The organism is Rhizobium viscosum, assembly GCF_014873945.1.
GTDB lineage: Bacteria > Pseudomonadota > Alphaproteobacteria > Rhizobiales > Rhizobiaceae > Rhizobium > Rhizobium viscosum.
In genome coordinates, this window is record NZ_JADBEC010000002.1 from 1,371,114 (window position 1) to 1,397,159 (window position 26,046).

Below are 26,046 nucleotides of genomic sequence, written 5' to 3' on the forward strand. Positions count from 1 at the left end.
AACCGGCCGGGCGTGGGAGCAAGACCATCGCCGAGGTGAGGATCGATAACCAAAGGGGAAATGTGATGCAGACCGCTCAACATCTCGAACACGCAAGGCAGGTCGCCATGGATGCCCATGACGGACAGTGCGATAAAGTCGGAAATCCCTACTTCGAGCACTGTCAGCGCGTCGCCGACCTTGTGGTGGGCGAAGAGGAGAAAATCGTCGCCTATCTTCACGATATTCCGGAGAAGGCGCCCGGCTGGACGATCGATCGGCTGAGTCAGGAGGGTTTTTCCTCCAGGGTTATTGCAGCGGTTGACGCGTTGACCCGCAGGCCGGATGAGGACGACGACAGCTTGGTTCGTAGAGCTTGCGCGAACCCGCTTGCCAGGCCCGTTAAGCAGGCGGACCTCGAAGACAATCGCATTCAGTCGGAGCAAGCGGGCCTCGATCCGGGCAAATTCGAGCGCGGCCTTGCAATTCTGATGGGAAGAGAGCGCTGACGCGAGATTCGTGCCCGTAGCGCCATCGAAACGGTCCCGTGAGCTGGCTTCCTGAAACACCTGTTGTCGGTACGCGGACATGTCGTCACCCTCTGGCGAACGCCGAGGTATCGACCGATCGGGGATCCGTGACCTTGAGATTGCCTTGCAATCCGCGGCCAAATGGCCTCTCGAGCGTCGTCGCGACCAATTATGCTCTTCGCGAACCGCGCCAGCGCTTTTGTGATCTCAGAAGGCCGGGAAAGTCGCTGTTGCCAGGCAGTAGCACAACAACCTAAATATCTAGAAAACAATTTACAGTTGTACATCGTATAGTTTTATTATAGAACAGCGCTCCGTCAGGTTGTTTTTCCCTCCTGCGGCCGCTGATCGCTGAGCGTTGCTTCTTTCAATCGCACCTGAACATTCGAGGAGAGGCGCAATGCGCGTGGCCAATTGAGAATAGCCAAGCAAAGCTTGGCTTCCGTAATAACAAGATCAGGAATTAACGGGGATCAAACTGGCCACATTGACAGTAGCAAATCGAACGTTGCAAGATATAATCTTCAAACCACCAAGAGATTTTATGTTGTTACGCTTTTCTCAATATCCTTGTGATTGTAATTGTTGCAGGTGCAGTGGACTCCTTAGGCAGGCGATGATTGGTGACTGAGATGATAAAATCGATAAAGATCTTTCCTTTTGCTTTGCTGGCCCTGCTCGTATCGGAAGGAACTCGAGCCGACACGCTTCCGCTTTCGAAGATCAATCGCAAAATTGAGAGCCGCATTCAGACCGGCAACACGAAGAAAAACGTTCAATGTCTCGCTTTCATACTGAAAGACTTTCAGGATCGAAAAATCCCCAAATCGAGGATCCTCGTCACGTTCGACGATCCGAACATCGACGGCATTGGCATCGGACTGGACGAGACGGATGAGATTTACACTTGCGAAGCCGGCGAACTTCGCTCTTGGGAAGAGAATGACTATCAGGTCGCGAAGACATTTTAGCATGGACGCGCATCTTTCAAAGCCTCGGCGGATTATCACGGCATGGCGGCTCGCTTTCTTCCGAAGCAGATGAGCCGCTAGTGAATCCCGAATCTGCTTCGATCTCGGCGACGATGCTGCATGGCAGCATGGTCTGAACGAACGTAGCCGGTGTCGCCGGTTGGAGCCACAGAGCGGTTGATGACTGTTGCAATCGTGCCGCCGATGAAAACTGCCCATTGCAGGAAATGCCAAGCGTCGCCGCTTTGGAAGCCTGACGTCGAGACCCGCTTTGCTGCCAACGGGTGCTGGTTCCTAAATACTCGCCGCCGGGTACGCTTCGCTTGGTTCTCGGAAGCGATCTGGAACGCAGCGGGTGGCAGCCGGCACTGCAAAGGCATGACAAGGACCTGGAACCAATCTTCACGCCGCAGGTTCGAAGACATGATTGGGTGCCGAACAAGCAATAGGGAGGTCACATGCCGGCAAGCGAACTGGATGAGGTCCTGACGAAGCTGCCTCTACGTATCGGCGTCTATATTCCCGACGACCTGTTGGAGGATTGGTTTGCGCCCGGCGCCGGAATGAACCCCGTAAGTGTAAAGGCACGCGATTCCGCGGCTGCCTACGGCAGAGCATTCGAATGCGAGTTCAAGTACTATCCCGACCGCAACGAGGGCGTCTTCTGGAAATGGGTGCCTGCGATCTGACGGTGATCAGTTCGGTCATAATCATCGCCAGCAAGGGTATTTCTCGCGATTGTTCCACAGCGAGCACCTTCGTCATTTCATGGGAATGATTGGACGGAGAATTGGTTCCCGCGCCGACCAGGCCAAGGCTAGCACATGGTTTTCCAGACAGGACAGGCCGGGTGGTCCTGTCCAGATCACTCGCGGTCGATTGCTGGTGTCGAACAGGACGGAGCGACGCGGCCGCACAGTGACGTCGGTTCCGCTCAACGGCTCTGCCCGCATCGCCGGTGCAAGCCCACCAGGGAACCTCGAAAAATCCTGAGCGTTTGTGATCAGTTCAAAGCCCGAGGCGATCATGACGATTTCTGAAAATATCTTCAATCATCCGAAGTTATCCCAGGCAAAGGAACAGGGGTCGAGCAGCCACGAAAGCCGGGGGGCGGAAACTTTGCGCCGGGAAGAAACCGCTACAAAGACAGCTTTCCTTATCAACGGCAACAGTTATTTTGCAGAACTGGCACGCACACTGCGAACGGCCCGGCGCACGATCTGGATCATCGGCTGGGACTTCAATCCCGATATCGTCATGGAGCCGGAAAAATCTGACGAGACATTGGGCGACATACTGCATGCCTTATGCGCGGCAAATCCAAAGCTCGAAATACGCATCCTGATCTGGGTGCTCGGCCCGCTCTATTCGGAAAAATCGATGAAACTGTTGAGAAAGAAGAGCTTCCCGAAGAGCCCGGGGATCGATCTGCGCTTCGATATCCAGCATGCGATACGCGGCAGCCACCATCAGAAACTCGTCTGCGTCGATGATGCGGTCTCCTTCATCGGCGGAATGGACTTAACCTCTCGGCGGTGGGACACGCGCCGCCATCGCGCGCAGAACAAACTGCGGCGCGCGCCCGAAGGTATCTCCTATGATCCGGTGCATGACGTTCAGGCGATGGTGACCGGTGATGCCGCGCGTCTCATCGGTGAAATCGCAAGACGGCGATGGAAAGAGGCCACCGGTGAAACCCATGCGTCGCTTGCCGAGGCGGTCGAATTCGCCTGGCCGGACGATCGGTCCGTTTCGCTGGTCAACTGCCCGGTCAGCTTCGCTGTGACCGAACCTTCGACGGCTTTTCGGCGCGGCATTGGCGACGGCGTCACGATGACGCTTGAGATTATCGCCAGGGCCAGGCGACACCTGTACATCGAGACGCAATATCTCTCTTCCTTCCGCATCGCCGACGCCATCGCCGCACGCCTCCAGGAAGAGCACGGCCCGGAAGTAGTCGTGGTCTGCACACGCAGCTCCCACGGGCTGATCGAAAAGATTGTCATGGGCAACAATCGCGACCGTATTATCCGGCGCCTGAGACGGGCCGACACTAGGAACCGTCTGTGCTTTTTTTATCCGGTCGTGCCGGCGAAAAACGGTGAGATGGAGGTACTTGTCCATTCCAAACTGATTATCGCCGATGACCATCTCGTTCGCATAGGCTCTTCCAATCTCAACAATCGCTCGGAAGGGCTGGATTCAGAGTGCGACATGCTTCTCGCAGCCCAAAATCCAGACCACCGCCACGCGATTGCGGAACTGCGCAATAGGCTGCTGGCCGAATTCCTCGGCACAGCCGCAGAGAACTTTACCGCTGCCATCAACCACACCGGCTCGATGACCGCCGCGGTCGCAGCGTTCAACACCGGGCCGCGCGGCCTGCGAGAATTCGCCGTCCCACCGTCCGGCAGCACCGTTCCCATTGCCGGTACAGCGATCTTCGATCCCGCTCGGCCCCTCGCGCCTCTACGCGCTTTGGGATTCCGCTCGCTCATCCGCCCCCTCACGCGTTTTGCGCGAGCACCGCTGCGAGACAACCTCGCTGATGAACAGCAAGGCGGCGCCGAGCGCTAGCGGAATGAAGAAATAGACGCAGCGAAATGCGATCAGTGCGCCGATCGAGGCCTGGCTCGGCACGACATAGGCGACGGTCGCCTCGAGGACGCCAAGACCGCCTGGTACATGCGTAGCAAGGATTGCCGAATTGGCGAGCACGAAAGCCGTCACCGAGCGGAAGAAGGCCACGGAGCCAAAGGCCGATAGCATCTGATGCAGGCAGGCGGAGACGAAGATGAAGTTGATCGTCCCGATCGCGATCTGTGCGAGCGCGATGGAAAAGCGCGGGAGCTGAAACGACCAGCGCCAGAGCTGCAGTCTGCCGCGGACGAAAAATGCCAGCATAGAATAGCCGATCGGCAGAGTGAGAGCGAGCGAGCCGAAAAGTCGGGTTGTTGCCGTCTCGATTTGCAGAAGGTGTCCGGCATCTACGGGATTGATGATCATTGCAAGGCCGCCGAGCGTTATCAGTCCGAGTCCCACCGTGACGCCGCAAAAGAGAATGATCTTTGCTACATCCTCAGCCGTCAGTCCCCAACGCGAGTAGTACCGGTAGCGAACGGCCCCGCTGCTCAGCCCCGCAAAGCCGATATTATGGCCGATCGAAAGACTGACGAAGGAAGCCAGGGCGACCTTTGGATAAGGCAAGGACTTGCCGAGGGAGCGGATCGCCAGCAAATCGAAGCAACTGAGGCACAGATAGGACGCGGCCGCACAAAGAAGCGCCAGGCAAAACCGCCAAAACGGTATGCTGCGCACTGACTGAACGATCTGTTCGAAACTGTACTGCTCGAAAATCCGGTAGAGGAGAAAGAATGCCAGGCAAAGGGCGGCAACGAACAGTCCATTCCAGATCATGCTTTTCAACGTCATCGATCATCCATATGCGAGCTGCGACCATCGCCGCCTGATCTGCGGGAACGAACGGATGGGTTTTGTGTTCCTACCAGGAGCAACGTTTCAGCAGGGCCATGCCGGATAAATCGATCACACTGCTCACCTATAACGTGCACAGCTGCATCGGCACCGACCGCAAGCTTGACCCCGGCCGCATCGCCAATGTCATCGCGGAGGCCGAAGCCGACATCGTCGCTCTCCAGGAAGTCGATGTCGGACGGCGCAGGACAGGCGGGATCGACCAGGCGCACATGATCGCATCATTGCTGAAGATGCAGGCGCATTTCCATCCAGCGTTGTCAGTCGCCGAGGAGCAATACGGAGATGCGATCATCACCGCATTGCCGACCGGTGCGATCAAGGCCGGGCCGCTGCCATCCATCGGCGAAACGCGCGGCGCCCTATCCGTCGAGATAGTGGTTGGTGAAAGAAAGCTGCTCGTCGTCAACACGCATCTTGGCCTTCGCGGACGCGATCGCATTCGCCAGATTACCACGCTGCTGAATTCAGGTTGGCTGCGCGGTACGGCAGATGAGCCCGTTCCAAGCATTCTTTGCGGCGATTTCAACGCCATTCCGGCATCTGCGACCTATCGTCTTGCTACTCGGTCGTTGAGGGATGTCCAGCTTGCGGGAGCGGCATCGCCAAAACCGACCTTCCCTTCCCGCTATCCGCTGATGCGTCTCGACCACATTTTCGTGACCGACGATCTGGTCGTAGGAAAAGCCGCAGTCCTCCAGACCCGACTGGCCAGAGTCGCCTCGGATCACCTCCCCCTTCTTGCGGAAATCGGTTTCCGTCGATCTGTCACCTTGCCACCGTGGTTTGAGAGACCGCCGCACAAATAATCGCTCGCTATCCTGCCAGGCGGCGTTGGGCACCGACGCTTAAAAAGCCCTCCTCTTTTTCTGCCACGACGTGAAACAAACGCGCGGCGCCAAAAGGTGTTGTCGCGGGTGCCGGCAAACTGCTCTGGAACGGACCTGCGTACTGGCGGGTATTTTGAAGGCGTCTAAACGTCCTCGCATCCTTGCCAATTGAACTTTTCTTCGATGAAATCAGTTCTCTGGAGGTAGACTGAAAACGGCGATGGAGGAAAACATGGCTCGTCACGGCGGCTGCCTGTGCGGCACGGTCCGATATCAGGTAGAGGGAGAGCCATACCGTATAGGGCTTTGCCACTGCGCTGATTGTCGAAAGGAAAGCGGATCCTCCTTCACATCCTTCGCCCACTGGCCGCGTGACTCGTTCTCATTTTCTGGCGTTACCAAAATCTATAGGGGCCGCAGTTTCTGCCCCAGATGCGGATCCACGCTGTTCTGTCTGAATGACAAAGATGTCGAGATTCGCCTGGGATCGCTTGACGATACACCCGCCCGGCTACTCCCCGAGTTCGAGGTCTGGACGAAGAGGCGCGAACCGTGGCTGCCTGCGCTAGAGTGGGCGACCCAGCATGTGGAAGACACGCCTTGCGCGGAGAGGGACCGAACAGCTCCTTAGCTCGATGCAGCGTGGATCTGTCCATGTCATGTGACAGCTTCGGGCCGTGTGGCGATTATGCCCGACCTTTGCTCCCGTCCGCTCGGGCGAGCAATGAAGCCATGGTCCCGGACGTAACAGCTGCGGCCCACCTGGTGGGTGCATGAGAATGCTTTCGCTTCTGTCGCAATTTGATATCGACGCTTGGGACGCATCGAACTGCTCCCACGCGCATCATTTGATGGGGCAAACGCGGTGCCATCGCACAATACCGCAGTCAGCAGGGCGACATCAATCGCCTTTCTGCTTCAAGCCATCGGACACCTTCTTGACCACTGGGTCGCTATTGCTCTCTCCGTTGGCATCTCTGGCTTTGTCGGGATCGTCCTTGGCGTTCATATAGCCGCGGGGTGTGTTTTCCTGCGGACCTTCCCAACGCGGAGATTGATCAGTGGTGCCGGGGGCACCATTCTTCGGCGATGTCGTTCCCATGGCAGTCCTCCTTCCAGCAGATAACCTGGATTCTTCGCGAAGGTTCCATTGACATCGGCTGGGTCTGGCGCCACCCGCCCAATTTCGCCCGCAATAGCGGTCAGGAACCTTGCCGTGGCAAGATTGTCGGGTGGCGATGATCAACCACAAGCAACGTCATGGATGAGAGGGACGTCTTCCTAGAGCAATCGATCCAGCAATATGGTGCGCTCTGTTTCCGAAATCGTCCTGGCGGCCGTCAAGTCCTCCTGATCACGACCAGAGAAACGAAACGGTGGATAATCCCGAAGGGCTGGCCGATTTGCGGCCTGAAGCCGCGCAAGGTTGCCGAGCGCGAAGCCTGGAAGAGGCGGGCGTCATCGGCAGGGCGAAGAAAAAGCCGTTCGGGGCATTCTTCTACGACAAGCTAATCCAGGATGGGCATAGCATACGACCCGTCGTCGACGTATTTCTGCTCGAGGTTCGCCGGTGCCGGTGCCGCAGGCGGTTTCCGGAGAGGAATCAAAGAGAATTGGTCTGGCTCTCCCCGCTTGAGGCGGCGCGGCGCGTCGACGAGCCCGATCTCGAGCAATTGCTTCTGAAATTCGCACGTTCGGCCGATCGCGGCGGGCAAACGTTGCGGCCGGGCTAGCAATTGCCGCAATGGCATGATCTCCGAACCAATGGCTGCCACCGACTGCGAAGGCCGGCGTCATCAGCGTTCAAGCCGGCACGACAAGACAGTTCTCAGGCAATCGATTATCTCTTTTCGCTGCCGGACGCGCGGCGGGCTCTGCCCGTTGGCCGCGCCCACGTCATCGACGGCGTCTGCGCTTCAAGGCGCTCATAGGATCTCACCTCCCGACGGGTGGGCAACAAGGAGCGATGACACCTCACTGCCCGTGCAACGACCGAAATGGCTCAACCCGCTCACCTCGCAACCCTCATCCTGGACAAGTGAGAGGGCGGAGATGCCGGCCTCGTTGGCGACCTTCAGAAGCGCTTGCCGAAGCTCTTCTGGGCTCCTCTCGCCAACGAGCGCATCAGCGCAGGCGTTGACGGCAATGACGTAGTCCTCGCCATCGTCGAGCGGACAATCCTGGATGAGTACGCGCGCCGCACTGGTGAGATTGCGGATAACCGTTGACGGCTGGGTGTTATGGAAATTGAGGCCGATCGGCGCAAAGGCCGAATATCTATTCGTCGTCATACCTTCACCCATTCCATTGAGAATGGATTCATACACTACGATGCCGTAGGGCCGCCCGGGCGAGCATCCGCTGGTCGGCCATTCGGTCGAATGACCGCGTTCACGCAGCCGTCTTCCTTGTCCAGCCTTGGCGGTTCAAATTTTTCCCCGCCAGGTACCAAGGGGAACCAAGTCACCCTTCCGGTGTTGGAAGCGATGCGAAGGAGCGGTCATGGCAAAGTTTGAGACTGGCGACGTGCGCATTCATTTCACCGAGCACGGCAGCGCCCACGGCGAGCCGGTTCTCCTGTTGCACGGATGGCCGGACGACGCCTCGACCTGGGATGCCGTCATCGCGCGGCTTCCTCGGCACCGCTTCAAGCTGATCGTGCCGACCATCCGCGGATTCGGCGAGAGCGCCTTTAAACGCAACGAGGCCCCACGGACCGCCAATGCCGGCATCCTTGCGATGGACGCCATCGCCCTGATGGACGGACTCGGGATCGAACGCTTTTCAGCCGTCGGCCACGACTGGGGTTCGAACGTTGCGGAAGCCCTCGCGATCGGCTGGCCGGATCGGGTCCTGAAGATGGCGCTGCTGTCGAGCCTGCCACGTATGGGCGGTGTCGGGGCGCCGCCATTCTGGCACGCACAGCTCTACTGGTATCACTGGTTCCTCGCTACCGAACGCGGCGCAAAGGCCGTGGCAGACGATCCCAAGGGCTTTGCGCGCATCCATTGGGAGAACTGGTCGCCCGACGGGTGGTTCGACGACAAGACCTTCGAGCGCGTTGCCGCCGCCTTCGAAAACCCCGACTGGGTCGCAGTGACGCTGCACAGCTACCGCACCCGCTGGCAGGAGGCCGAGCCGGATCCGCGCAGTCTGTGGCTCGAACAGAAGATCAAGACGACGACGACGCTCGAACTGCCTGCCGTCTACGTTCAGGGGCAGGAAGATGGCGTTAATCCACCGCAAGTCTCCGAAAACGTCCACGAGAAATTCACCGGACCGTTCGAACGCATCCTGCTGCAGAATGTCGGTCACTTCCCGCAGCGCGAAGACCCTGAAACCGTCGCCAGGGAGCTTTCGGTGTTCTTCGGCGATTGATGGGCCTGCCCCTCACACGGGTCGCAGGACCACGAACCGGTCAGTCCGCCTGCTTCATAGGAGTTCAACATGCCAGACGGAAATACGTCCGACGATCTCGAGCCCCGCAAAGGCAGCCCCGGCGCGCGGCTTGAAGAGCATGAATTCAAGAAGCGCTTTCTCGATCAGTTCAAGGATGACGCCTACATTCCGCTCAAGGCCGAACTGGCAAAGATCACGGCGGCGGCCTGGGACGCTTACCGGCATTCGCGCAAGAGTCCGCATACGCGCAAGGCGGGAGCCGCCTTCGCCGACCCGGACTATGACTTGGCGACGGATTGGCTTAATGCGCGCGGCGCCATCCTGAAGGCGCAGGCGCGACACCAGGATCAGGCTGGCCCGATGCGGTTCCTGCTCATCAGCGGATCATCGCGCAGCGAGCACACCTGTCCTGGCGAAATTTCCAAGACCTACCGCATGGTCGAGATCGCCAGGGCGATCCTGGTGCAGGCGCCGCACGTCAATGTCGAGGTGCTCGACCTCAGCCGCATTGCCGCCGAATACGGCCGGCAGATCCATCCGTGTAAGGCGTGCTTCTCCACCTCGGCGGCACTCTGTCATTGGCCGTGCTCGTGTTACCCGAACTATTCGCTCGGGCAGATCCACGACTGGATGAACGATATCTATGCGATGTGGGTGGAAGCCCACGGCATCATGATCGTTACGCCCGTCAACTGGTACCAGACGTCGTCGCCGCTCAAGCTCATGATCGACCGACTGGTCTGCGCCGATGGCGGCAATCCCGACCCGACCAGCACACATGGCAAACATGCGAGAGAAGCCAAAGAGCTCGAAATGAGAGGATGGGACTATCCCAAGCATCTGGCGGGTCGCCTCTTCTCGGTGATCGTGCACGGCGATACCGAGGGTGCCGAAAACGTCCGTCGCAGCGTCTCCGACTGGCTGAAGTCGATGGATCTCGTCCCGGCTGGCGCGTTGGCGGAAGTCGATGGCTATATCGGATACTTCGAACCCTACGCGACCAGTCATGCCGCCTTCGAAAGGGACGAGGCAATCCAGGAGGAAGTCCGAAACGCGGCCCGGACATTGCTGGAGGCCGTCGCCGCCAAACGCGACGGCCGGCAGGTGGCAGCCGGATCACGCCTGACGCCCGCCAGAAAGAAATAGCCGTCGGTGCCGTTTGCCGCGGATTAGCGACCGCCACGACCGTCGGCGCCCTCTGCTTGAAGGAACTTTCCAGCAGCCCTGCCGGAACAGGCGGGGCTTCGTCGCATTACTTCCGAATGAACGCCCGAGCAGGATTCCTTCGCCTTTCCGAAAGCGCTGTCGCAGTCTGCAGCCATCGCCTTGTGCTTGCGTCTGTCTTCTGCGCTGCAATCGTCTGGTGCGCGACCGGCGCATGGCTGAGCTTCCCCACGAAATGGCTGCTGCTGTCCAGTACGCTGTTAACGACCTGCATCCTGCTCATCCTGCTTCTGATGCAACACTCGCAGAACCGCGACATGCACGCCCTGCAGGTCAAGGCAGACGAACTCATTCGTTCGAACGAGAGTGCGGCCAACCGCCTGATCGGCGCCGAGAAGCGCGAATCCCATGAGATCGAGGAGATGGTGCGCGATCGTCAGGAGGACGTCTGAACCGTCTCCCGGTCGTCGGCCTTGTCGTCGGCCGCTTCCCCTACCCGCTCGGCTTTCTCGGCGAGTTTCTCGCTCATGTCACGAAGCTGCTGCTCGTCGAGCTTCTCGATGCCGACAAACTTGTTCTGCGCCTGCGATGTCAGGATGAGCTCGTCAAGCTTGGCCTGCAGCGCTTTGCCGTCGCGGTTCTGCGAGTTCTGCAGGACGAAGACCATGAGGAAGGTGATGATGGTCGTCGACGTGTTGATGATGAGCTGCCAAGTTTCGGAATAGCCGAAAAAGGGACCGGAAACCGCCCAGACCGCCACGAGGGCGAGCGCCAGGACGAAGGTGGCCGGCTTGCCCGAGAGATCTGCGATGGTGGTTGCGAATTTGGAAAAGAGTCTGGATGCGGTGTTCTCGCTCATTATGACCTCACATTGCCCGACCCGTGATAACGCGATCGTAACCGCTGCAGTTCCTGCCCGAGATCGTCTGTACGCTGTTGGACGGGGACGGAAGACAATGCGCTGGCTCTCACGCGGTCAGATTCCCCGGACATCATCAGAAACCGTCGTTGAAAGGGTGTCGACAGCCTGCCCGCGACATCGCCGCGCGGGACGGAACATGGCGCCACACTGCGAGTTAGTGTTTCAAGGCGACCGCGAGGGCGCTCACAGTTGCAATGAGGATACGACATCCCCATCCCTACCCTGAGGCCGCTATGGCACCGAAAACACGCCTGCCCAAAACCAAACCTTACTCCGGACCCTCCGGCGGATGGGGCTCGGCGAAATCGGTGGCCGAGATTATCCTGCAGGAACGTGTCGCCTTGAAAGCGCCGGCCATCCTGTCGGCCCAGAACAGGCCGGAAGGCTACATGTGCGTGAGCTGCGCCTGGGCAAAACCTGCGAAGACGCATCCGCTTGAGTTCTGCGAGAACGGTGCAAAAGCCACGGCCTGGGAGATCACATCCCGACGCGCCGACCGGGCTTTCTTCGACGGCCACACGCTTGGTGAATTGGAGGCCTGGCCCGACCACGATCTCGAGGAACGAGGGCGGCTGACCCAGCCCATGCGCTGGGATGCGGCGACAGACAAATATGTTCCCGTCTCCTGGACGAAAGCCTTCGCGGAAATCGGGCGAGAATTGCGCGCCCTCGATCCTCGCCAGGTCGATTTCTACACCTCTGGGCGGGCTTCGCTCGAAGCAAGCTACATGTATCAGCTGTTTGCACGCATGTACGGCAGCAACAACATGCCCGACAGCTCGAACATGTGTCACGAAAGTTCCTCGGTGGCACTTCCCGAGAGTATCGGAGCCTCCGTCGGCACGGCTGTTCTGTCAGACTTCCAGAATACGGATTGCATCTTCTACATCGCACAGAACGTCGGCACATCGTCGCCCCGTCTGCTTCACGACCTCCAGGATGCCGTCGATCGCGGGGTGAAAATCGTCACCTTCAACCTGTTGCGAGAACGTGGGCTCGAGCGCTTCGTCAATCCGCAAAGACCGGCGCAGATGCTGACGAGTAAGGAGACAAGGATTTCCCGCGAATATTATCAGGTGAAAAATGGCGGCGATATCGCCGCCCTGTTTGGCGTCTGCAAGGCCCTCATCGAAGCCGACGATACCTTGAAAGCGTCCGGCCAGAGCCGCGTCGCAGGCAAAGACGGCGAACCAAGAGATCCTGAAAATGCGGCCATGATCGCCTTTGCCGCGTCGATTGCAGCAGCCGACAAAAAGCACGTCCTCGACCACGACTTCATCAAGGAACATACGGCAGGCTTCGAAGAGTTCGCGCAGGCGGCGCGCAAGCACCGATGGGAAGAGCTGGAGCGGCTTTCCGGTCTCAGCCGCGAGCAGATGACACAGGCAGCAGCCACCTACGCCAGATCGGATGCGGTGATGATGGTCTATGGCATGGGACTGACGCAGCAGCTCAAGGGTGTGGAGAATGTCCATATGGTCTGCAATCTCGCCCTCCTGCGCGGCAATATCGGTAAGCCCGGCGCCAATATCTGTGCGGTCCGCGGTCACTCGAACGTGCAAGGACAGCGAACCGTCGGCATCACGGAAAAGCCGGGCCTCGCACCGCTGGACAAGCTTTCGGAACTCTACGGTTTCGAACCGCCCCGCTGGACAGGCCGCTCGACGGTTGAAACCTGTGAGGCTGTCGTCAGCGGCCAATCACGCGCTTTCATCAGCCTCGGCGGAAATTTCTTGCGAGCGGTGCCCGACACGGCTGCCATGGAGGAAGGATGGGGCAAATTGCGATTGACGGTGCAAATCGCCACCAAGCTCAATCGCAGCCACGTTCTGCACGGCGAGATTGCCTATCTCCTGCCCTGTCTTGGCCGCATCGAGGTTGACGAGCAGGCAACCGGTCCGCAGGCAGTCTCGATCGAGAGTTCCATTGCCCATTTCCACGCGTCGCGAGGCAAGACGAAACCCGCCAGTACCGAACTCCTCTCCGAACCCGCGATCGTCGCCGGCATGGCGAAGGCCACGCTCGGCCAATCGAGGGTCCTATGGGACGCCTGGGTTGGAAATTATGGCGAGATTCGCGACGCGATCGAGCGAACCTACCCCGAGACCTTCAAGGACTTCAACAAGCGGCTCTTCAAGCCGGGTGGCTTTTCAAGGCCGCTTCCGGCGCGGGAGCGCAAATGGGTGACGAAGAGCGGAAAGGCAAATTTCATCAGCCCGGAAAAGCTCTTCCCCGAATTCCCGACCTCAGGGGACGCCGACGTTCTTCATCTCGCGACGCTTCGGTCCAATGATCAGTTCAATACGACGATCTATGGCTATAGCGATCGTTATCGCGGCGTCGAAGGCACCCGCAAGATCGTCTTCATGAATCCGGACGATATCGTCCGGCTGGGATTCACCGAAGGAGAGAATGTCGATCTTACGACAGCGATCGACGCGACCAACGTGCGCAGGGTGACGGCGATGAGGATTGTCCCATACGACATTCCCAAGGGCTGCTGCGGAGCGTATTATCCGGAGACAAATCCGCTCTTTCCCCTGGCTCATCACGACCCGAAGTCTAAGACACCGTCTTACAAACTTCTTCCGGTGCGCCTCAGCCGATCGAGCGAGGTTTCCCCATGAATGATACCCCCGTCGGATGACGATGATGGTCAGGGCGTTCAATGATTTAAGGTGGCCGTCTTTGGCGTTGGCGTTTCTTCTGCTCGTCGGCGGAAGCGCTCTTCTCGGTCGGGCGCGCCAGGTGCGAGAGCTTCGTCAGGACCCGCCGATTGCCGCCGATCTCGACCGGTATCGGCTTATGCCCAACGGCATCAGCGGTACGCCTCCGGAAGTCTATTTCGCGCTCGGCAAGCCGTATGAAACGGATGCATATAATCTCAGCCAAGGCAAACGCCTCTATAGCTGGTTTGACTGTCAAACGTGTCATGGCGACGGCCGTGGCGGCATCGGACCATCCTTCCTCGATGGCTGGTGGCTCTATGGCCCCGAGATCGTCTCCATAGTCGCATCGATCCGCGACGGCCGGCCGCACGGCATGCCTGCATTTGGGAACCGGATGACAATCGAGCAAATCTGGCAACTTGCTGGCTATGTACAGACCATCGGTGCCTATACGGGCAAGGCCGCGGCGACGGGAAGAAACGACGGCAGTCACACAAGGCCAGCCGAAAACAGGACGCCCGCCAAGATCCTCTTCAACGCGGGGCCGGCCGGTTTTCATCCAGACCAGGGACCTTCCCCTTGAAAACCTGGCGCATCCTTCTGCTGTCGATCCTTGCTCTCGTCTCGGCCTGCAGCGGCAACCAGTCGGCGCTGGATCCCGGGGGCGCTGCCGCCATCCACATCGAGCATCTGATCATCGGCGTCGTCGCGGTCTGCACAGCGATCTGGATCCTGGTGATGATCGTGCTCGGCTGGGCACTGTTGCGCGATCACAGCCAGGAGAGCGGCCGGTCCGGGGAACGGCAATTGACGCTGACGGTCACGGCTGGTTTGGGAGCTACCGTCCTCATCATCACAGGTCTGACGATCGCCAGCTTCTATACGACCCGGAGCATCGGTCTGCCCGAAAACGCCTCGCTGACGATTGTGGTGAAAGGACAGCAATGGTGGTGGCAGGTCATCTATGCCGACCCCGATCCGGCGTTCAGTTTCCAGACCGCCAACGAAATCCATATCCCCGTCGGCCAGGATGTGCGGATCCAGCTCGAAAGCGCCGATGTCGTTCACTCGTTCTGGGTGCCAAATCTTGCCGGAAAACAGGATCTCGTGCCTGGGCGAAGCAACAGTATTGTCCTGCGTGCCGAGCGGCCCGGCGTCTATCGCGGTCAGTGCGCCGAATTTTGCGGCATGCAGCATAGCCATATGGCGATGATGATCATCGCCGAGGAACCCGCGCTCTATCAGCGCTGGCTCGCGGCCCAGCGCAGCGATGGCGTGAAGGCAACCAACCCGGAGGCATCAGCCGGAATGGCCGCCTTTCTGTCAAAACCATGCGCAGCCTGCCATACGGTTCGCGGAACGCCTGCGTCCGGCACTACAGGCCCGGATCTGACCCATGTCGGCAGCCGCCAGACGATCGCAGCCGGCCTTTTCGAGACGAGCCGCGGTTCGTTGGCGGCCTGGATTGCCGATCCGCAGACGCTCAAGCCTGGAAACAATATGCCGATGGTTCCCCTTACCAGCGCTGAGCTGCGGGATATCTCCGCCTATATGGAGAGCCTCAAATGATGGGCAGGCGCGGTGACGAGGATCTGCGCGATACCGCGATGGACGAGCCGGAACTCGACCGCCGCCTCACAGCGATCTGGTCGACGCCGGCAGGGGTTTGGGGGACCCTTTCGACCGTCGATCACAAGACTATCGGCCGTCGCTATATCGTGACAGCTTTCATATTCCTGGCGCTCGGCGGAATGCTGGCGCTCGCGATGCGCCTGCAGTTATCGCAACCGGAAGCCCGTTTCATCGGCCCGGATCGTTACAATCAGATCTTCACGATGCATGGCACGAACATGATGTTTCTGTTCGCGGTCCCCGTGATGGAGGCTGTGGCCGTCTATCTCGTGCCGTTGATGGTGGGCACCCGCAACATCGCGTTCCCGCGCCTTAATGCTTTTTCCTACTGGATATATCTTGCCGGCGGAATGCTCTTGTGGATCGCATTTGCGGTCGATGCCGGCCCTGACGCGGGATGGTTTGCCTATGTGCCGTTATCCGGCCCCGAATACGCCGCCGGCAAGCGCGCCGACATCTGGGCGCAGATGATTACCTTTACCGAAGTCTCGGCGCTGGCCGTCGCCGTCGAGATCGTGGTCACCGTGTTCAAACAGCGCGCCCCCGGCATGTCGCTCGACCGGATCCCGTTGTTCGTCTGGTCGATGCTTGTGACATCCTTTCTCGTCATTCTGGCGATGCCCGCAATCATGATCGCCAGCACCGCGCTCATTCTCGATCGCCTTGTCGGCACGCATTTCTTCAATCCGGCGGAAGGCGGCGACGTGTTGCTGTGGCAGCATCTGTTCTGGTTCTTCGGCCATCCGGAGGTCTACATCATCTTCCTGCCGGCCGTCGGCATGGTCTCGACGATCGTCGCGACCTTCACACGACGCCCCGTGTTCGGTTATCTCGCCATGGTGATGGCCCTGATCGCGACCGGTGTTTTGGCCTTCGGTCTTTGGGTCCATCATATGTTCGTCGCCGGCCTGCCTCGCTTGGGAGAAAGCTTTTTTACGGCCTCGAGCATGGTGATCGCCATCCCTGCAGGCCTGCAGATATTCTGCTGGCTGGCGACGATGTGGGCAGGCAGACCAGTGTTCAAGACGCCGTTTCTGTTCGTCATCGGCTTTGTCGTCATATTCGTGATCGGTGGTCTGACCGGCGTGATGGTGGCGTCCGTGCCCTTCGACACTCAAGTTCACGACACCTATTTCGTCGTCGCTCACTTCCATTATGTCCTGGTCGGCGGCGCAGTCTTTCCGTTGCTCGGCGCAATCTATTACTGGTTCCCGAAAATGACTGGCCGGATGATGAGCGAGACGCTCGGCCGCTGGATATTCAGCCTGATTTTTACGGGCTTCAACCTCACCTTCTTTCCAATGCACATTCTCGGCCTGCAGGGCATGCCGCGCCGCATCTACACCTATCAGCCCGAAATGCCATGGTCAGGCGTGAACATGTTCATCAGCTTGAGCGCCGTCATCCTGGCTGCCGGCTTCCTATTGTTTTTCATCGACGTTATCCGCAGTGCAAAATCAGGGTCGGCCGCACCCGCCAATCCTTGGGGAGCTTCGACGCTGGAATGGGCGACCGCGTCGCCGCCGCCGTCCTACAATTTCGGACGGCTGCCGGTCGTCGGGAGCCTCGAACCCTTGTCCGATAACCCGGAGACGCTTCCGGTCGCTACCGGTCTCAGCGTCAATCGCCGCGAGCTCGTCGTCACCAGCCTCGTCGAAGCGCTCCCGCAAGCGCGTGAGTCTTCGCCGGGAAATTCGATCTGGCCGCTTTGGTCGGCGCTCGCCACCACGGCAATGCTCATCTGGTCGATATTCACGCCTTGGGCCGTCGTCTGGGGATCGATACCGGTCGCAATCACTCTTGTAGGCTGGTTCTGGCCAAAGGGTGTGCCGGAGGACGACTCGTGAGAGAATCCGTCGTGTACGATCTGACGAACCTTCCTCCGCACGGTCTGGGGACCGCCAGTCTGACCTGGTGGGGAACGCTTGCCTTCATGCTGATCGAGGGAACGGGCTTTGCTCTCTCGATCGTCGTCTACCTCTACCTCATGAGCTTAACGCCACAGTGGCCATTGAATGCGCCGCCACCTGACCTGCTTGCCGGAACCGTGCTGACCGTGTTGCTGGTTGCAAGCCTGCTGCCAAACATCCTGATTGCCCGCTGGGCGCGCGAGCAGGATTTGCCCAAGGTTCGGATAGGCCTCATCGTGATGTCCCTGTTTGGCGCAGCGCCGCTGACCCCCCGGTTCTTCGAGTTTTCGGCGATGCATATCAAATGGGACCAGAATGCTTATGGCTCGATCGTTTGGGTGATGCTCGGACTGCACACGACCCACATCTTGACCGACTTGATCGAGACACTGGTTTTGACCTGTCTCATGTTTTCGCGCCATGGCGACAATCCGCGCCGCTTCGGGGACGTCAGCGACAATGCGATGTACTGGAACTTCGTGGTGGCAACCTGGTTGCCGATGTATGTCTGCCTCTATTGGGCGCCACGGTTATGAGCAAAAGCGGGTTGCGCCATTTCGGACTTGTTCATTCGCCCATCGCATGGGCGCTCGCGACCCAGCTCGGGCAAGTCACCCCGTATATCGATTGTCGTCAGAACGTCTCCTGGACGGCCGTGTCCTGCGGGATTCTGTTGCTGATCTCGGTCGGGGGTATTGTCGCATCACGCATGGCTTCAACGGGCACTGCCAGGACCGAGCGATTCATCGTCGATGGAGGCTTTCTGCTGTCATCGGCATTCGTCTTTGCACTGCTTTTGCAGGGAGCAGCGTCGATGCTGCTGGATCCATGCCAGCGCTGATCTTTCTCTTGATCTCGGTTCTATTGGCGAGTCCGGCAATGGCTCATGCCGATGAGACGCACGCCTCCGTGCCGGGTTGGACCGTCGATCCCTGGATCGTTCTTCCAATTGTGACGATCAGCCTGCTCTATATTCTGGGGACGATCAGGCTTTCGAACCGGGCACGCCGGGCCGGCCAGGTATGGTCCCGAAGCTTGTTCTTCCTTGGCGGGATGCTGACTTTAGCGGGAGCGCTCCTTTCTCCGCTCCATTGGCTTGGAGAACACCTCTTTGCCTTTCATATGATCGAGCATGAGATCGTCATGGCGATTTCAGCACCATTGATCGTGCTTGCGCGCCCGGTTGGATCCCTTCTTTGGGGGGTGCCGAGCCCGGCACGTCGCGCCCTCGCGGCGGCTATGCGAGCTCCTTTCATTCGTCATCTATGGGAGTGGTGCGCAGGCGCGAGCGCCGCCACCGTTATTCATGGCATCGCCATCTGGGGCTGGCACCTGCCCTTCCTGTTCGATGCCGCCGTCACCGACACCACAATGCATCGCCTCCAGCATCTCAGTTTCTTTGCGACAGCGATCCTGTTCTGGTGGGCGATTATCTGGAAAAGCGACTATGGCGCCGCGGCGTGGCACCTGTTCCTGACAATGATTCATACCAGCATCCTCGGAGCCTTGATGGCGCTCGCGCCGCGCGTCCTTTATATCGCCCAGACAAAAACCACACTCGCCTGGGGCTTGACGCCCCTTGAGGACCAGCAACTGGCCGGCGTGATCATGTGGGTACCGGCCGGCACCATCTATGCAGCCGCGGCAATTACGATGCTCGCCCTCTGGGTTCGCGGCTCCAGCGAGAGGGGAACGCAAAATGCCTGATGTCCTCGTCCGATCTTCTTACCGCACCACCTTGACGGTCGCCGCGGTTCTTGCCAGCCTGGCCGTTATGATCACGACGAATATCGTGCGCGACAACCAGACAAGGGTCGACGCGGCCAGCGCGCTGACCGGCGGCGATCCGGCGCATGCGCCGGCGCTCTTCCGTCGTTACGGCTGCGCGGGCTGCCATACCATTCCCGGAATAGCCGGCGCGGACGGAGTGACCGGGCCGCCGCTCATAGGATTGTCGAAGCGCGTCTATATCGCCGGCGTATTGGAAAACAGCTCCGACAATCTCGTTGCATGGATCGTGTCGCCCCGGCGCTTTTCGCCGCAGACGGCAATGCCGGACACCGGCCTGTCGGAAAAGCAAGCTAGGGATCTCGCCGCCTATCTCTACAGCCATTAAGATCAGGGCTTGGGCGACGCCAACGGCGGGAGCGCCTTGACATAACGGGCGATCGCTTCACGGTCGCTGTCGGGCAACATGGCCGTATTGGTCACGACGTCCGCCATGGATGATCCCACGCGGCCGTGGTCGGGCGTGATGCCGGTTTTCAGCATGGTTGCGATGTCGCTTTCGCTCCATTCGCCGAGCGATTCCTCGGTGATGTTTGGCACGAATCCCGTGCCCTGGGGATCGACGCCTCCGGCAAACCGGGAGCCGGATCGGATTGCGCCGAGGACGTTTCGGCTGGAATGACATTCGGCGCAGTGGGAAACGCTTTCGACGAGATAGGCGCCACGGTCATGGACCGGGTCGCCGTTCAGCCGGGCTTCCGACCGACCCTGGCGAAAGAACAGCAGTTTCCATAGCCCGACGAAGCGACGAATTCGAAACAGGATCGCCGGATCATGTGGGGGCACGCGCCCCGAAACCTTGGGGAGTGTCCTGAGATAGGCGTAGAGATCCTTGATGTCGCGCACCGTCATGCCTGTAAAACTCGTATAGGGAAAGGCGGGATAATAGTGCGTGCGCTGGGGCGATATGCCGCCCACGAGTGCATTTGCCAGGTCAACGACGGTCCATGTGCCGATGCCATCGACCGGATCCGGAGAAATGTTGGGCGGCCGAAAGGTTCCGAACGGTGAGGCGAGTGCCATGCCCCCTCCGAGCGTCAGGCGATCGGACTGACCTGGTGTCGCATGGCAGGACGCGCAATCGGCCGCAGCAAACATTACCTGACCGCGCGCGATGTCGCCCGGACCTTCGAACTGTGGATCCCCGTTAGAAAACGGCGCGCGGGCTGCAGTCAGATGCCAGCCGGCTGTCGCCGCGGCGCCGGCGCAAAGTATCGTTGCGAAAGCAAATTTCCACCCTGTACGCATCGTGAGGCCCCAAAGAGCGATCAGGCGACGACGCTCAAAAATTCCTCGGTCGTCAAAAGCTCAAGTTGCACGGAGAACCGATCGCCGAGCAATTCGAGCGATGCATCATGCGTCTCATCCGCACTGCTGCAAACTGCATCCTTCAGAACGATGACCTGGTAGCCGAGATCGATCGCACCGATCGTCGTCGCAAGCACGCAAACATCCGTTTCCCCGCCTGTGATAACCAGGCAAGTCACGCGCTCCGACTGGAGGCCATCGTGAAGGCGACCGTCGACCCAAGGCGAATAGGTGCGTTTATCGAACGTCCTTGCCGGCGGTACAAGAGACGCCAACGGCGCGGCCAGATCGATGAATTCCGTCGGAAGATGTTTACCCGTCATCATCCACCATTTTTTGTAGTAGTCCTGCCATTTCCCTGGCATTTCCTCTGCATGCCCGGGAGGGACAAAGCGGGTGAATATCGTTCGGGACGGGTATCTTCCTGCCATCTCTTCGACCTGCGGGCAGACCCGCTCCATCCAGGGGACGCGCCAGGGTGTGTCTTCGGCAAACATCCGCTGCATATCGACGCAAAGATGTCGCCATTCGCCGATCGCCAGCATCGAATCCCTTCCTTGGCTGATCGGTGCTAACCGTCCGGCGCTGCAATTGTTCCGGCAATCAAGCCGTCAACTGAAATATTCGTTCATCGTTCAGGAAGCAAACTTCGCGCGCTGCCATCCGACTGTCAAAGGCAGCATCAGACGAGCAGGCAGTCGGGCGGGGATCACCACGCAGCTCGTTGAAACGATGGGGACGTATCTCCGGGCAGGTCGCCAAGTCCGATCCATCGAGGATATGTTCCCACGCCGAAGTTTGCGCAGAACATCCTGGGATGGTAGCGCAAGGCGTCATGGACGATAAGGAGGTACACCAGACCAATTTTGCCGAATATCTAACCGCTCTCGATCCGCGCATCTGAGGCCACGGTACGCTAGCGCACCGAGCGGCGATTTCGTTCTTGCATCGGACTTTAGTCCGCTTGATCAATGCAACCGTCCCCCTAGCTCCCCCTTCTCCCGATCGATGTCAGGTTCGGGCTTCAACCAGTTGGCGGGATCGTCATGTCAATCACAGAGTCGGACCGAATACTATTCAACCGCGTGTGGGCTCTCGGCACCAAAGCAGTTAAGGACAAACGCATTGCGGCCTTGAGCGACGTCGCGTGCGGCACGCCCACCCTGCAAGAGTACCAGAATAGCCACGGCCAGCGGATGACCGATTTGGTCAAAGTGGTTCAGCTTGGGCTCTCGCAACTCCGCGACAGCGGCGAATGCGAGGAGACGCAGAGCCCTCCGTCGCACGCCTTTGCCCCGGCACGACCACTGATCTGGTGATCACGAGCGAAGGTCGGTGCGTGTTTGCGGGCGTTTCATTTCGCATTCAGATTTGTCCTCGGAAAATGAGCGGGGAGATACGGTCAGTCATCGTCTCATCTAACGTTTGGATGGACCGCTGAATGGGCGTCCTGGAACTGCGGGGGGATCAACGAGTTGTTGTATCGAACCGGCGGCGGGTTTCTGCCGGTGCAAGGCTGAAAGGTCTTTGTCGAACATCGCTCGGCGCCTGTCAGCTCTCTCAACCCCCTGGAGGAACGTATGATGGCAAATTACCCGACCCCACCCTTCGATACGCCGCGCCAGCCCATGCCGGGCAAGACGGAGGCGATGTCGCCGGTACCGGACCATGGCGAGCAGACCTATCGCGGTTCTGGCCGGCTGGCCAGCAGGAAGGCCGTCATTACCGGCGGCGATAGCGGGATCGGGCGAGCCGTCGCCATCGCCTACGCCCGAGAGGGCGCCGATGTTCTCATCGCCTATCTCGACGAGGACGACGATGCGCACGAGACCCAAAAGTGGATCGAAGACGCCGGACAAAGGGCGGCGCTCGTTCGAGGCGACCTGCAGGATCCGCACCATTGCCGCCAGATCATTGAGCGAGCGCGTACCGAACTTGGCGGTATCGACATTCTGGTCAACAATGCAGCCCATCAGGCAAGCTTCAAGGACATTGGCGATATCAGCGATGATGAATGGGAGCTAACCTTCAAGGTCAATATTCATGCGATGTTCTTTCTGACCAAGGCGGCGGTTCCGCACATGAAACCGGGCAGCGCTATCATCAACACTGCATCGATCAATGCCGATAGCCCCAGCCCTCATCTTTTGGCCTATGCGACGACCAAAGGCGCCATCCAGAACTTCACGGCGGGTCTCGCCCAAATGCTGGCGGAGAAAGGCATTCGGGCCAATGCGGTCGCACCAGGCCCGATCTGGACGCCGCTCATCCCTTCGACGATGCCGGACGAAGCCGTCAGGAATTTCGGCAAGCAGGTCCCGATGCAGCGTCCTGGCCAGCCCGCTGAGCTTGCGACCACCTACGTGATGCTCGCCGATCCCCTATCGAGCTATGTTTCGGGAGCAACGATTGCTGTGACGGGCGGCAAACCGATCCTGTGAACTGGTGCGCCCTGAGGCCCGCAAAGACTGTCGAGAAGCCGACGCACAATGCGCTCCGAGCAATTATCCTTTCGGTGCGGACTGGAACAATCATGCCGCGCAAACATTGGGAACAGGTCGTCCAACCCCGGCAAACGGGAGGATAGACTGATACGATCAGCACTTCGCCACAGGAGGATCCACTATGGCAACCAGCAAGACGTTGAACGACCTGTTCCTCGACACCCTCAAGGACATTTATTTCGCGGAAAAGCAGATCCTGAAGGCTCTGCCAAAAATGGCGCGCGCCGCCCAGTCCGAGGACGGCAAGGCCGGCTTTCTCAAGCATCGCGACGAAACCGAAGGCCAGATCGAGCGCCTCGAACAGGTCTTCGGACTTCTGGACAAACCGGCCCGCGGCAAGACCTGCGAGGCGATCCAGGGTATCATTGCCGAAGGCGAAGAGATCATGGAGGAGTACAAGGGCACGGCTGCCCTCGATGCCGGGCTGATCTCGGCAGCACAGGCCGTCGAGCACTATGAAATCGCGCGCTATGGCACGCTCGTCGCCTGGGCCAAGCAGATCGGGCTCAACGACGCTGTCGCCCTTCTTCAGGCAAACCTCGCCGAAGAAGAGGCCACCGACAGGAAACTGACCGAGCTCGCACTCGCCTCGGCCAACGCCAAGGGACAGAAAGCCGCCTGAACCGACATAGGTCCCGAGAAGGCCGCCCATCAGGGCGGCCTTTCCCCAATCGGCAATTCACACGTATCGCAAGGGATTGAGACAATGGCCAAGAAAACGTCGACGCCAGCCAGAACAAACACAGCGACGATCCACGACCAGAAACTCCATCGCGGCGAAGGTGGCGAGCTTCATCAATTTGCCGAAGATGGGCATCCGGTTCTGACGACCGCCCAAGGCGGACCCGTAGCAGACGATCAGAACAGCCTGCACATTGGAGCTCCTGGGCCTGCACTCATCGATGACTTCCACTTCCGCGAAAAGATTTTCCATTTCGACCATGAGCGCATTCCCGAACGCGTCGTCCACGCGCGCGGCTACGGCGCGCATGGTTTCTTCGAAACCTATAAATCCCTGGCTGATTATACGCGGGCCGACGTCTTCCAGCGCCCGGGTGAAAAGACGCCTGTCTTCGTGCGCTTTTCGACGGTTGCCGGCAGCAAGGGGTCCTTCGATCTTGCCCGGGATGTTCGCGGATTTGCTGTGAAGATGTATACCAAGGAGGGAAACTGGGACCTCGTCGGCAACAACATCCCTGTTTTCTTCATCCAGGACGCCATCAAGTTTCCCGACGTGATCCATTCCGTGAAACCGGAGCCGGACCGGGCATTCCCGCAGGCGCAGTCCGCCCACGACAACTTCTGGGATTTTATCAGCCTGACGCCGGAAAGCATGCATATGATCATGTGGGTCATGTCTGACCGCGCGATCCCTCGCTCCTTCCGCTTCATGGAGGGCTTCGGCGTCCATACCTTCCGCTTCGTCAACGCCAAGGATCAGTCGACATTCGTCAAGTTCCACTGGAAGCCAAAGCTCGGGCTGCAGTCCGTCGCCTGGAACGAGGCGGTCAAGATCAACGGCGCTGATCCGGACTTCCATCGCCGCGATCTCTGGCAGGCAATCCAATCGGGAAATTTTCCGGAATGGGAATTGTGCGTCCAGCTTTTCGATCAGGGGTTTGCCGATACGTTCGATTTCGACGTACTCGACCCGACGAAAATCATCCCGGAAGAAAGCCTTCCCGTCCAACCGATCGGTCGGCTGGTGCTCGATCGCATGCCCGACAATTTCTTCGCCGAGACGGAACAGGTCGCCTTCATGACGCAGAACGTTCCACCGGGGATAGACTTCAGCGACGATCCGCTTCTGCAGGGCCGGAATTTTTCCTATCTGGACACTCAGCTCAAGCGCCTCGGCGGCCCGAACTTCACGCACCTGCCGATCAATGCGCCCAAGTGTCCCTTCCATACCTTTCAGCAGGACGGTCACATGGCGATGCGCAATCCGGTCGGCCGGGTCAACTACCAGCCGAATTCCTGGGGCGATGGTCCACGGGAATCGCCTCAGAAAGGCTTTCGCCATTTCGCGTCCGAGGAACAAGGTCCAAAGGTCAGGTCGCGTCCGGAAAGCTTCGCCGACCATTACAGCCAGGCCCGCCAGTTCTACATCAGCCAGACGCCGCCAGAGCAGCGCCACATCGCCATGGCGCTGACCTTCGAACTCAGCAAGGTCGAAAACCCTGTCATCCGCGAGCGGATGGTGTCTCACCTGATCAACATCGACGAAACGTTGGCGACCACCGTCGCAGAAAAACTGGGATTACAGTCGCTGCCGAAACCGGCTCAGGCCGCTATTCCAACACGCCAGGACCTTGAGCCCTCACCGGCGCTCAGCATCGTGAAACGCGGTCCGGGACGCTTCGAAGGGCGCAAGCTTGGCATCCTGATCACCGACGGTGTCGACGCCAAACTGCTCAAGGGCCTGACAACCGCGCTTGCCGAGCAGAAAGCCGTCTTCGAACTGATCGCCCCGAAGGTCGGTGGCGTGACCGCTTCGGACGACACCCGGATCGAAGCGCAGCATATGATCGACGGCGCGCCCTCGGTGCTTTTCGATGCAATCGCACTTTTGACCTCGCCGGCGGCCATCGAGGATCTCGTCAAGGAGGCGACCGCTCGCGACTTCGTCGCCGACGCCTTCCAGCATTGCAAGTTCATCGGCTATCATCTGTCGGCACTGCCGCTGCTTGAAAAGGCGGGAATTTCCGAAAGTATCGACGAGGGCGTGCTGAGCTTGCCCGGGGAAGATGGCATCGCCGCCTTCGTCACCGAACTCGGCAAGCTGAGGGTCTGGGGCCGGGAACCCTCCGTCAAGCTTGGCAAGGCCTCGCCGCCGATAAAATGAGACAAGCCGCGATGCCGCAAGCGGCATTCCGCAACTTTGTGGCATCACGGGACACCGGCAATGATCGGTTAAAGGTCGAATATCGTTCTCACGTCCAGCG

At 59.4% G+C, this 26,046-nt stretch carries 28 protein-coding genes; 22 read left to right on the forward strand and 6 right to left on the reverse strand.

Annotation, left to right across the window (positions count from 1 at the left end; all coding sequences use genetic code 11):
- Positions 1-65: 65 nt before the first annotated feature.
- The 4 genes from H4W29_RS27080 to H4W29_RS27095 all read left to right on the forward strand — a co-directional run bounded on the left by H4W29_RS27080 (position 66) and on the right by H4W29_RS27095 (position 4,057).
- Positions 66-488: a metal-dependent phosphohydrolase gene (locus H4W29_RS27080; RefSeq protein WP_192732817.1), complete on the forward strand. Its 423-nt coding sequence runs from the start codon at positions 66-68 to the stop codon at positions 486-488.
- Between the two features lie 653 nt (positions 489-1,141).
- Positions 1,142-1,480, forward strand: a complete 339-nt coding sequence (locus H4W29_RS27085) for a hypothetical protein (RefSeq protein ID WP_192732818.1) — start codon at positions 1,142-1,144, stop codon at positions 1,478-1,480.
- 458 nt (positions 1,481-1,938) lie between these two features.
- A complete protein-coding gene (locus H4W29_RS27090) occupies positions 1,939-2,169 on the forward strand; it encodes a hypothetical protein (protein ID WP_192731900.1) in 231 nt (76 codons plus the stop codon).
- Positions 2,170-2,506: 337 nt separating this feature from the next.
- Positions 2,507-4,057, forward strand: coding sequence for a phospholipase D-like domain-containing protein (locus H4W29_RS27095; protein ID WP_192731901.1), 1,551 nt, complete (start codon positions 2,507-2,509; stop codon positions 4,055-4,057).
- On the opposite strand, the gene H4W29_RS27100 is transcribed toward H4W29_RS27095, so the two are convergent.
- The gene (locus H4W29_RS27100) at positions 3,950-4,912 is read right to left on the reverse strand and encodes a lysylphosphatidylglycerol synthase domain-containing protein (RefSeq protein ID WP_192731902.1); all 963 of its coding nucleotides are present in this window, start codon (positions 4,910-4,912) and stop codon (positions 3,950-3,952) included. The genes H4W29_RS27095 and H4W29_RS27100 overlap by 108 nt on opposite strands.
- A gap of 98 nt (positions 4,913-5,010) precedes the next feature.
- Between H4W29_RS27100 and H4W29_RS27105 the strand changes: the two genes are divergently transcribed.
- Positions 5,011-5,784: an endonuclease/exonuclease/phosphatase family protein gene (locus H4W29_RS27105; RefSeq protein ID WP_192731903.1), complete on the forward strand. Its 774-nt coding sequence runs from the start codon at positions 5,011-5,013 to the stop codon at positions 5,782-5,784.
- A gap of 241 nt (positions 5,785-6,025) precedes the next feature.
- Positions 6,026-6,436, forward strand: a complete 411-nt coding sequence (locus tag H4W29_RS27110) for a GFA family protein (RefSeq protein ID WP_192731904.1) — start codon at positions 6,026-6,028, stop codon at positions 6,434-6,436.
- A gap of 270 nt (positions 6,437-6,706) precedes the next feature.
- On the opposite strand, the gene H4W29_RS27115 is transcribed toward H4W29_RS27110, so the two are convergent.
- Positions 6,707-6,907 carry a hypothetical protein gene (locus H4W29_RS27115; protein WP_192731905.1) on the reverse strand — a complete coding sequence of 67 codons (201 nt, stop codon included), beginning with the start codon at positions 6,905-6,907 and terminating at the stop codon, positions 6,707-6,709.
- A 274-nt stretch (positions 6,908-7,181) separates the two neighbouring features.
- Here H4W29_RS27115 and H4W29_RS27120 point away from each other — a divergent pair, with 274 nt between their 5' ends.
- Positions 7,182-7,538, forward strand: a complete 357-nt coding sequence (locus H4W29_RS27120; RefSeq protein ID WP_312872404.1) for an NUDIX hydrolase — start codon at positions 7,182-7,184, stop codon at positions 7,536-7,538.
- A gap of 192 nt (positions 7,539-7,730) precedes the next feature.
- Here the strand turns inward: H4W29_RS27120 and H4W29_RS27125 are convergent, their stop codons facing one another.
- Positions 7,731-8,096, reverse strand: a complete 366-nt coding sequence (locus H4W29_RS27125; protein ID WP_192731906.1) for a DUF982 domain-containing protein — start codon at positions 8,094-8,096, stop codon at positions 7,731-7,733.
- A gap of 211 nt (positions 8,097-8,307) precedes the next feature.
- Here H4W29_RS27125 and H4W29_RS27130 point away from each other — a divergent pair, with 211 nt between their 5' ends.
- The 3 genes from H4W29_RS27130 (at position 8,308) to H4W29_RS27140 (ending at position 10,820) form a co-directional block, all read left to right on the forward strand.
- Positions 8,308-9,183: an alpha/beta fold hydrolase gene (locus tag H4W29_RS27130; RefSeq protein ID WP_192731907.1), complete on the forward strand. Its 876-nt coding sequence runs from the start codon at positions 8,308-8,310 to the stop codon at positions 9,181-9,183.
- A 69-nt stretch (positions 9,184-9,252) separates the two neighbouring features.
- The gene (locus H4W29_RS27135) at positions 9,253-10,350 is read left to right on the forward strand and encodes a flavodoxin family protein (protein ID WP_192731908.1); all 1,098 of its coding nucleotides are present in this window, start codon (positions 9,253-9,255) and stop codon (positions 10,348-10,350) included.
- A 116-nt stretch (positions 10,351-10,466) separates the two neighbouring features.
- A complete protein-coding gene (locus H4W29_RS27140) occupies positions 10,467-10,820 on the forward strand; it encodes a low affinity iron permease family protein (protein WP_192731909.1) in 354 nt (117 codons plus the stop codon).
- Here H4W29_RS27140 and H4W29_RS27145 read toward each other — a convergent pair.
- On the reverse strand, positions 10,805-11,227 hold the full coding sequence (locus tag H4W29_RS27145; protein ID WP_192731910.1) for a low affinity iron permease family protein: 423 nt from the start codon (positions 11,225-11,227) through the stop codon (positions 10,805-10,807). The two genes, H4W29_RS27140 and H4W29_RS27145, sit on opposite strands and share 16 nt — an antisense overlap.
- 296 nt (positions 11,228-11,523) lie before the next feature.
- On the opposite strand from H4W29_RS27145, the gene H4W29_RS27150 reads away from it, so the two are divergent.
- The 8 genes from H4W29_RS27150 to H4W29_RS27185 all read left to right on the forward strand — a co-directional run bounded on the left by H4W29_RS27150 (position 11,524) and on the right by H4W29_RS27185 (position 19,617).
- A complete protein-coding gene (locus tag H4W29_RS27150; RefSeq protein WP_192731911.1) occupies positions 11,524-13,917 on the forward strand; it encodes an FdhF/YdeP family oxidoreductase in 2,394 nt (797 codons plus the stop codon).
- Positions 13,918-13,942: 25 nt separating this feature from the next.
- On the forward strand, positions 13,943-14,542 hold the full coding sequence (locus H4W29_RS27155; protein ID WP_192732819.1) for a c-type cytochrome: 600 nt from the start codon (positions 13,943-13,945) through the stop codon (positions 14,540-14,542).
- Positions 14,539-15,528, forward strand: a complete 990-nt coding sequence (gene coxB / locus H4W29_RS27160) for a cytochrome c oxidase subunit II (protein ID WP_192731912.1) — start codon at positions 14,539-14,541, stop codon at positions 15,526-15,528. The genes H4W29_RS27155 and coxB overlap by 4 nt, the downstream gene beginning before the upstream one ends.
- Positions 15,529-15,566: 38 nt before the next feature.
- Positions 15,567-17,438, forward strand: a complete 1,872-nt coding sequence (gene ctaD / locus H4W29_RS27165) for a cytochrome c oxidase subunit I (RefSeq protein ID WP_192732820.1) — start codon at positions 15,567-15,569, stop codon at positions 17,436-17,438.
- Positions 17,435-18,037 carry a cytochrome c oxidase subunit 3 gene (locus H4W29_RS27170; protein WP_192731913.1) on the forward strand — a complete coding sequence of 201 codons (603 nt, stop codon included), beginning with the start codon at positions 17,435-17,437 and terminating at the stop codon, positions 18,035-18,037. The genes ctaD and H4W29_RS27170 overlap by 4 nt, the downstream gene beginning before the upstream one ends.
- Positions 18,034-18,342 carry a hypothetical protein gene (locus H4W29_RS27175; protein WP_192731914.1) on the forward strand — a complete coding sequence of 103 codons (309 nt, stop codon included), beginning with the start codon at positions 18,034-18,036 and terminating at the stop codon, positions 18,340-18,342. Before H4W29_RS27170 ends, H4W29_RS27175 begins: the two co-directional genes overlap by 4 nt.
- A 38-nt stretch (positions 18,343-18,380) precedes the next feature.
- Positions 18,381-19,208: a cytochrome c oxidase assembly protein gene (locus H4W29_RS27180; RefSeq protein ID WP_246517477.1), complete on the forward strand. Its 828-nt coding sequence runs from the start codon at positions 18,381-18,383 to the stop codon at positions 19,206-19,208.
- A 67-nt stretch (positions 19,209-19,275) separates the two neighbouring features.
- The gene (locus H4W29_RS27185) at positions 19,276-19,617 is read left to right on the forward strand and encodes a c-type cytochrome (RefSeq protein ID WP_192732821.1); all 342 of its coding nucleotides are present in this window, start codon (positions 19,276-19,278) and stop codon (positions 19,615-19,617) included.
- A 2-nt stretch (positions 19,618-19,619) separates the two neighbouring features.
- Here H4W29_RS27185 and H4W29_RS27190 read toward each other — a convergent pair whose 3' ends face one another.
- Together H4W29_RS27190 and H4W29_RS27195 are read right to left on the reverse strand one after the other, a co-directional pair.
- Positions 19,620-20,537: a c-type cytochrome gene (locus tag H4W29_RS27190; RefSeq protein ID WP_192731916.1), complete on the reverse strand. Its 918-nt coding sequence runs from the start codon at positions 20,535-20,537 to the stop codon at positions 19,620-19,622.
- Positions 20,538-20,557: 20 nt separating this feature from the next.
- Positions 20,558-21,142, reverse strand: coding sequence for a cysteine hydrolase family protein (locus H4W29_RS27195; RefSeq protein ID WP_192731917.1), 585 nt, complete (start codon positions 21,140-21,142; stop codon positions 20,558-20,560).
- A gap of 501 nt (positions 21,143-21,643) precedes the next feature.
- Between H4W29_RS27195 and H4W29_RS27200 the strand changes: the two genes are divergently transcribed.
- From H4W29_RS27200 to katE, 4 genes are all read left to right on the forward strand, one after another.
- Complete coding sequence (locus tag H4W29_RS27200; RefSeq protein ID WP_192731918.1) at positions 21,644-21,916, forward strand: hypothetical protein; 273 nt, start codon at positions 21,644-21,646, stop codon at positions 21,914-21,916.
- Positions 21,917-22,180: 264 nt separating this feature from the next.
- Positions 22,181-23,038, forward strand: a complete 858-nt coding sequence (locus H4W29_RS27205) for an SDR family oxidoreductase (protein WP_192732822.1) — start codon at positions 22,181-22,183, stop codon at positions 23,036-23,038.
- 184 nt (positions 23,039-23,222) lie between these two features.
- A complete protein-coding gene (locus H4W29_RS27210; RefSeq protein WP_192731919.1) occupies positions 23,223-23,723 on the forward strand; it encodes a YciE/YciF ferroxidase family protein in 501 nt (166 codons plus the stop codon).
- 84 nt (positions 23,724-23,807) lie between these two features.
- A complete protein-coding gene (gene katE, locus H4W29_RS27215) occupies positions 23,808-25,946 on the forward strand; it encodes a catalase (RefSeq protein ID WP_192731920.1) in 2,139 nt (712 codons plus the stop codon).
- Positions 25,947-26,046: the final 100 nt, after the last annotated feature.

Bases quoted from the DNA above. Each gene is read 5' to 3' on its own strand.
- H4W29_RS27080 (WP_192732817.1), top strand. From the start codon at position 66: ATGCAGACCGCTCAACATCTCGAACACGCAAGGCAGGTCGCCATGGAT.
- H4W29_RS27085 (WP_192732818.1), top strand. From the start codon at position 1,142: ATGATAAAATCGATAAAGATCTTTCCTTTTGCTTTGCTGGCCCTGCTC.
- H4W29_RS27090 (WP_192731900.1), top strand. From the start codon at position 1,939: ATGCCGGCAAGCGAACTGGATGAGGTCCTGACGAAGCTGCCTCTACGT.
- H4W29_RS27095 (WP_192731901.1), top strand. From the start codon at position 2,507: ATGACGATTTCTGAAAATATCTTCAATCATCCGAAGTTATCCCAGGCA.
- H4W29_RS27100 (WP_192731902.1), bottom strand. From the start codon at position 4,912: ATGACGTTGAAAAGCATGATCTGGAATGGACTGTTCGTTGCCGCCCTT.
- H4W29_RS27105 (WP_192731903.1), top strand. From the start codon at position 5,011: ATGCCGGATAAATCGATCACACTGCTCACCTATAACGTGCACAGCTGC.
- H4W29_RS27110 (WP_192731904.1), top strand. From the start codon at position 6,026: ATGGAGGAAAACATGGCTCGTCACGGCGGCTGCCTGTGCGGCACGGTC.
- H4W29_RS27115 (WP_192731905.1), bottom strand. From the start codon at position 6,907: ATGGGAACGACATCGCCGAAGAATGGTGCCCCCGGCACCACTGATCAA.
- H4W29_RS27125 (WP_192731906.1), bottom strand. From the start codon at position 8,096: ATGACGACGAATAGATATTCGGCCTTTGCGCCGATCGGCCTCAATTTC.
- H4W29_RS27130 (WP_192731907.1), top strand. From the start codon at position 8,308: ATGGCAAAGTTTGAGACTGGCGACGTGCGCATTCATTTCACCGAGCAC.
- H4W29_RS27135 (WP_192731908.1), top strand. From the start codon at position 9,253: ATGCCAGACGGAAATACGTCCGACGATCTCGAGCCCCGCAAAGGCAGC.
- H4W29_RS27140 (WP_192731909.1), top strand. From the start codon at position 10,467: ATGAACGCCCGAGCAGGATTCCTTCGCCTTTCCGAAAGCGCTGTCGCA.
- H4W29_RS27145 (WP_192731910.1), bottom strand. From the start codon at position 11,227: ATGAGCGAGAACACCGCATCCAGACTCTTTTCCAAATTCGCAACCACC.
- H4W29_RS27150 (WP_192731911.1), top strand. From the start codon at position 11,524: ATGGCACCGAAAACACGCCTGCCCAAAACCAAACCTTACTCCGGACCC.
- H4W29_RS27155 (WP_192732819.1), top strand. From the start codon at position 13,943: ATGGTCAGGGCGTTCAATGATTTAAGGTGGCCGTCTTTGGCGTTGGCG.
- ctaD (WP_192732820.1), top strand. From the start codon at position 15,567: ATGGACGAGCCGGAACTCGACCGCCGCCTCACAGCGATCTGGTCGACG.
- H4W29_RS27175 (WP_192731914.1), top strand. From the start codon at position 18,034: ATGAGCAAAAGCGGGTTGCGCCATTTCGGACTTGTTCATTCGCCCATC.
- H4W29_RS27180 (WP_246517477.1), top strand. From the start codon at position 18,381: ATGGCTCATGCCGATGAGACGCACGCCTCCGTGCCGGGTTGGACCGTC.
- H4W29_RS27185 (WP_192732821.1), top strand. From the start codon at position 19,276: ATGATCACGACGAATATCGTGCGCGACAACCAGACAAGGGTCGACGCG.
- H4W29_RS27190 (WP_192731916.1), bottom strand. From the start codon at position 20,537: ATGCGTACAGGGTGGAAATTTGCTTTCGCAACGATACTTTGCGCCGGC.
- H4W29_RS27195 (WP_192731917.1), bottom strand. From the start codon at position 21,142: ATGCTGGCGATCGGCGAATGGCGACATCTTTGCGTCGATATGCAGCGG.
- H4W29_RS27200 (WP_192731918.1), top strand. From the start codon at position 21,644: ATGTCAATCACAGAGTCGGACCGAATACTATTCAACCGCGTGTGGGCT.
- H4W29_RS27205 (WP_192732822.1), top strand. From the start codon at position 22,181: ATGGCAAATTACCCGACCCCACCCTTCGATACGCCGCGCCAGCCCATG.
- H4W29_RS27210 (WP_192731919.1), top strand. From the start codon at position 23,223: ATGGCAACCAGCAAGACGTTGAACGACCTGTTCCTCGACACCCTCAAG.
- katE (WP_192731920.1), top strand. From the start codon at position 23,808: ATGGCCAAGAAAACGTCGACGCCAGCCAGAACAAACACAGCGACGATC.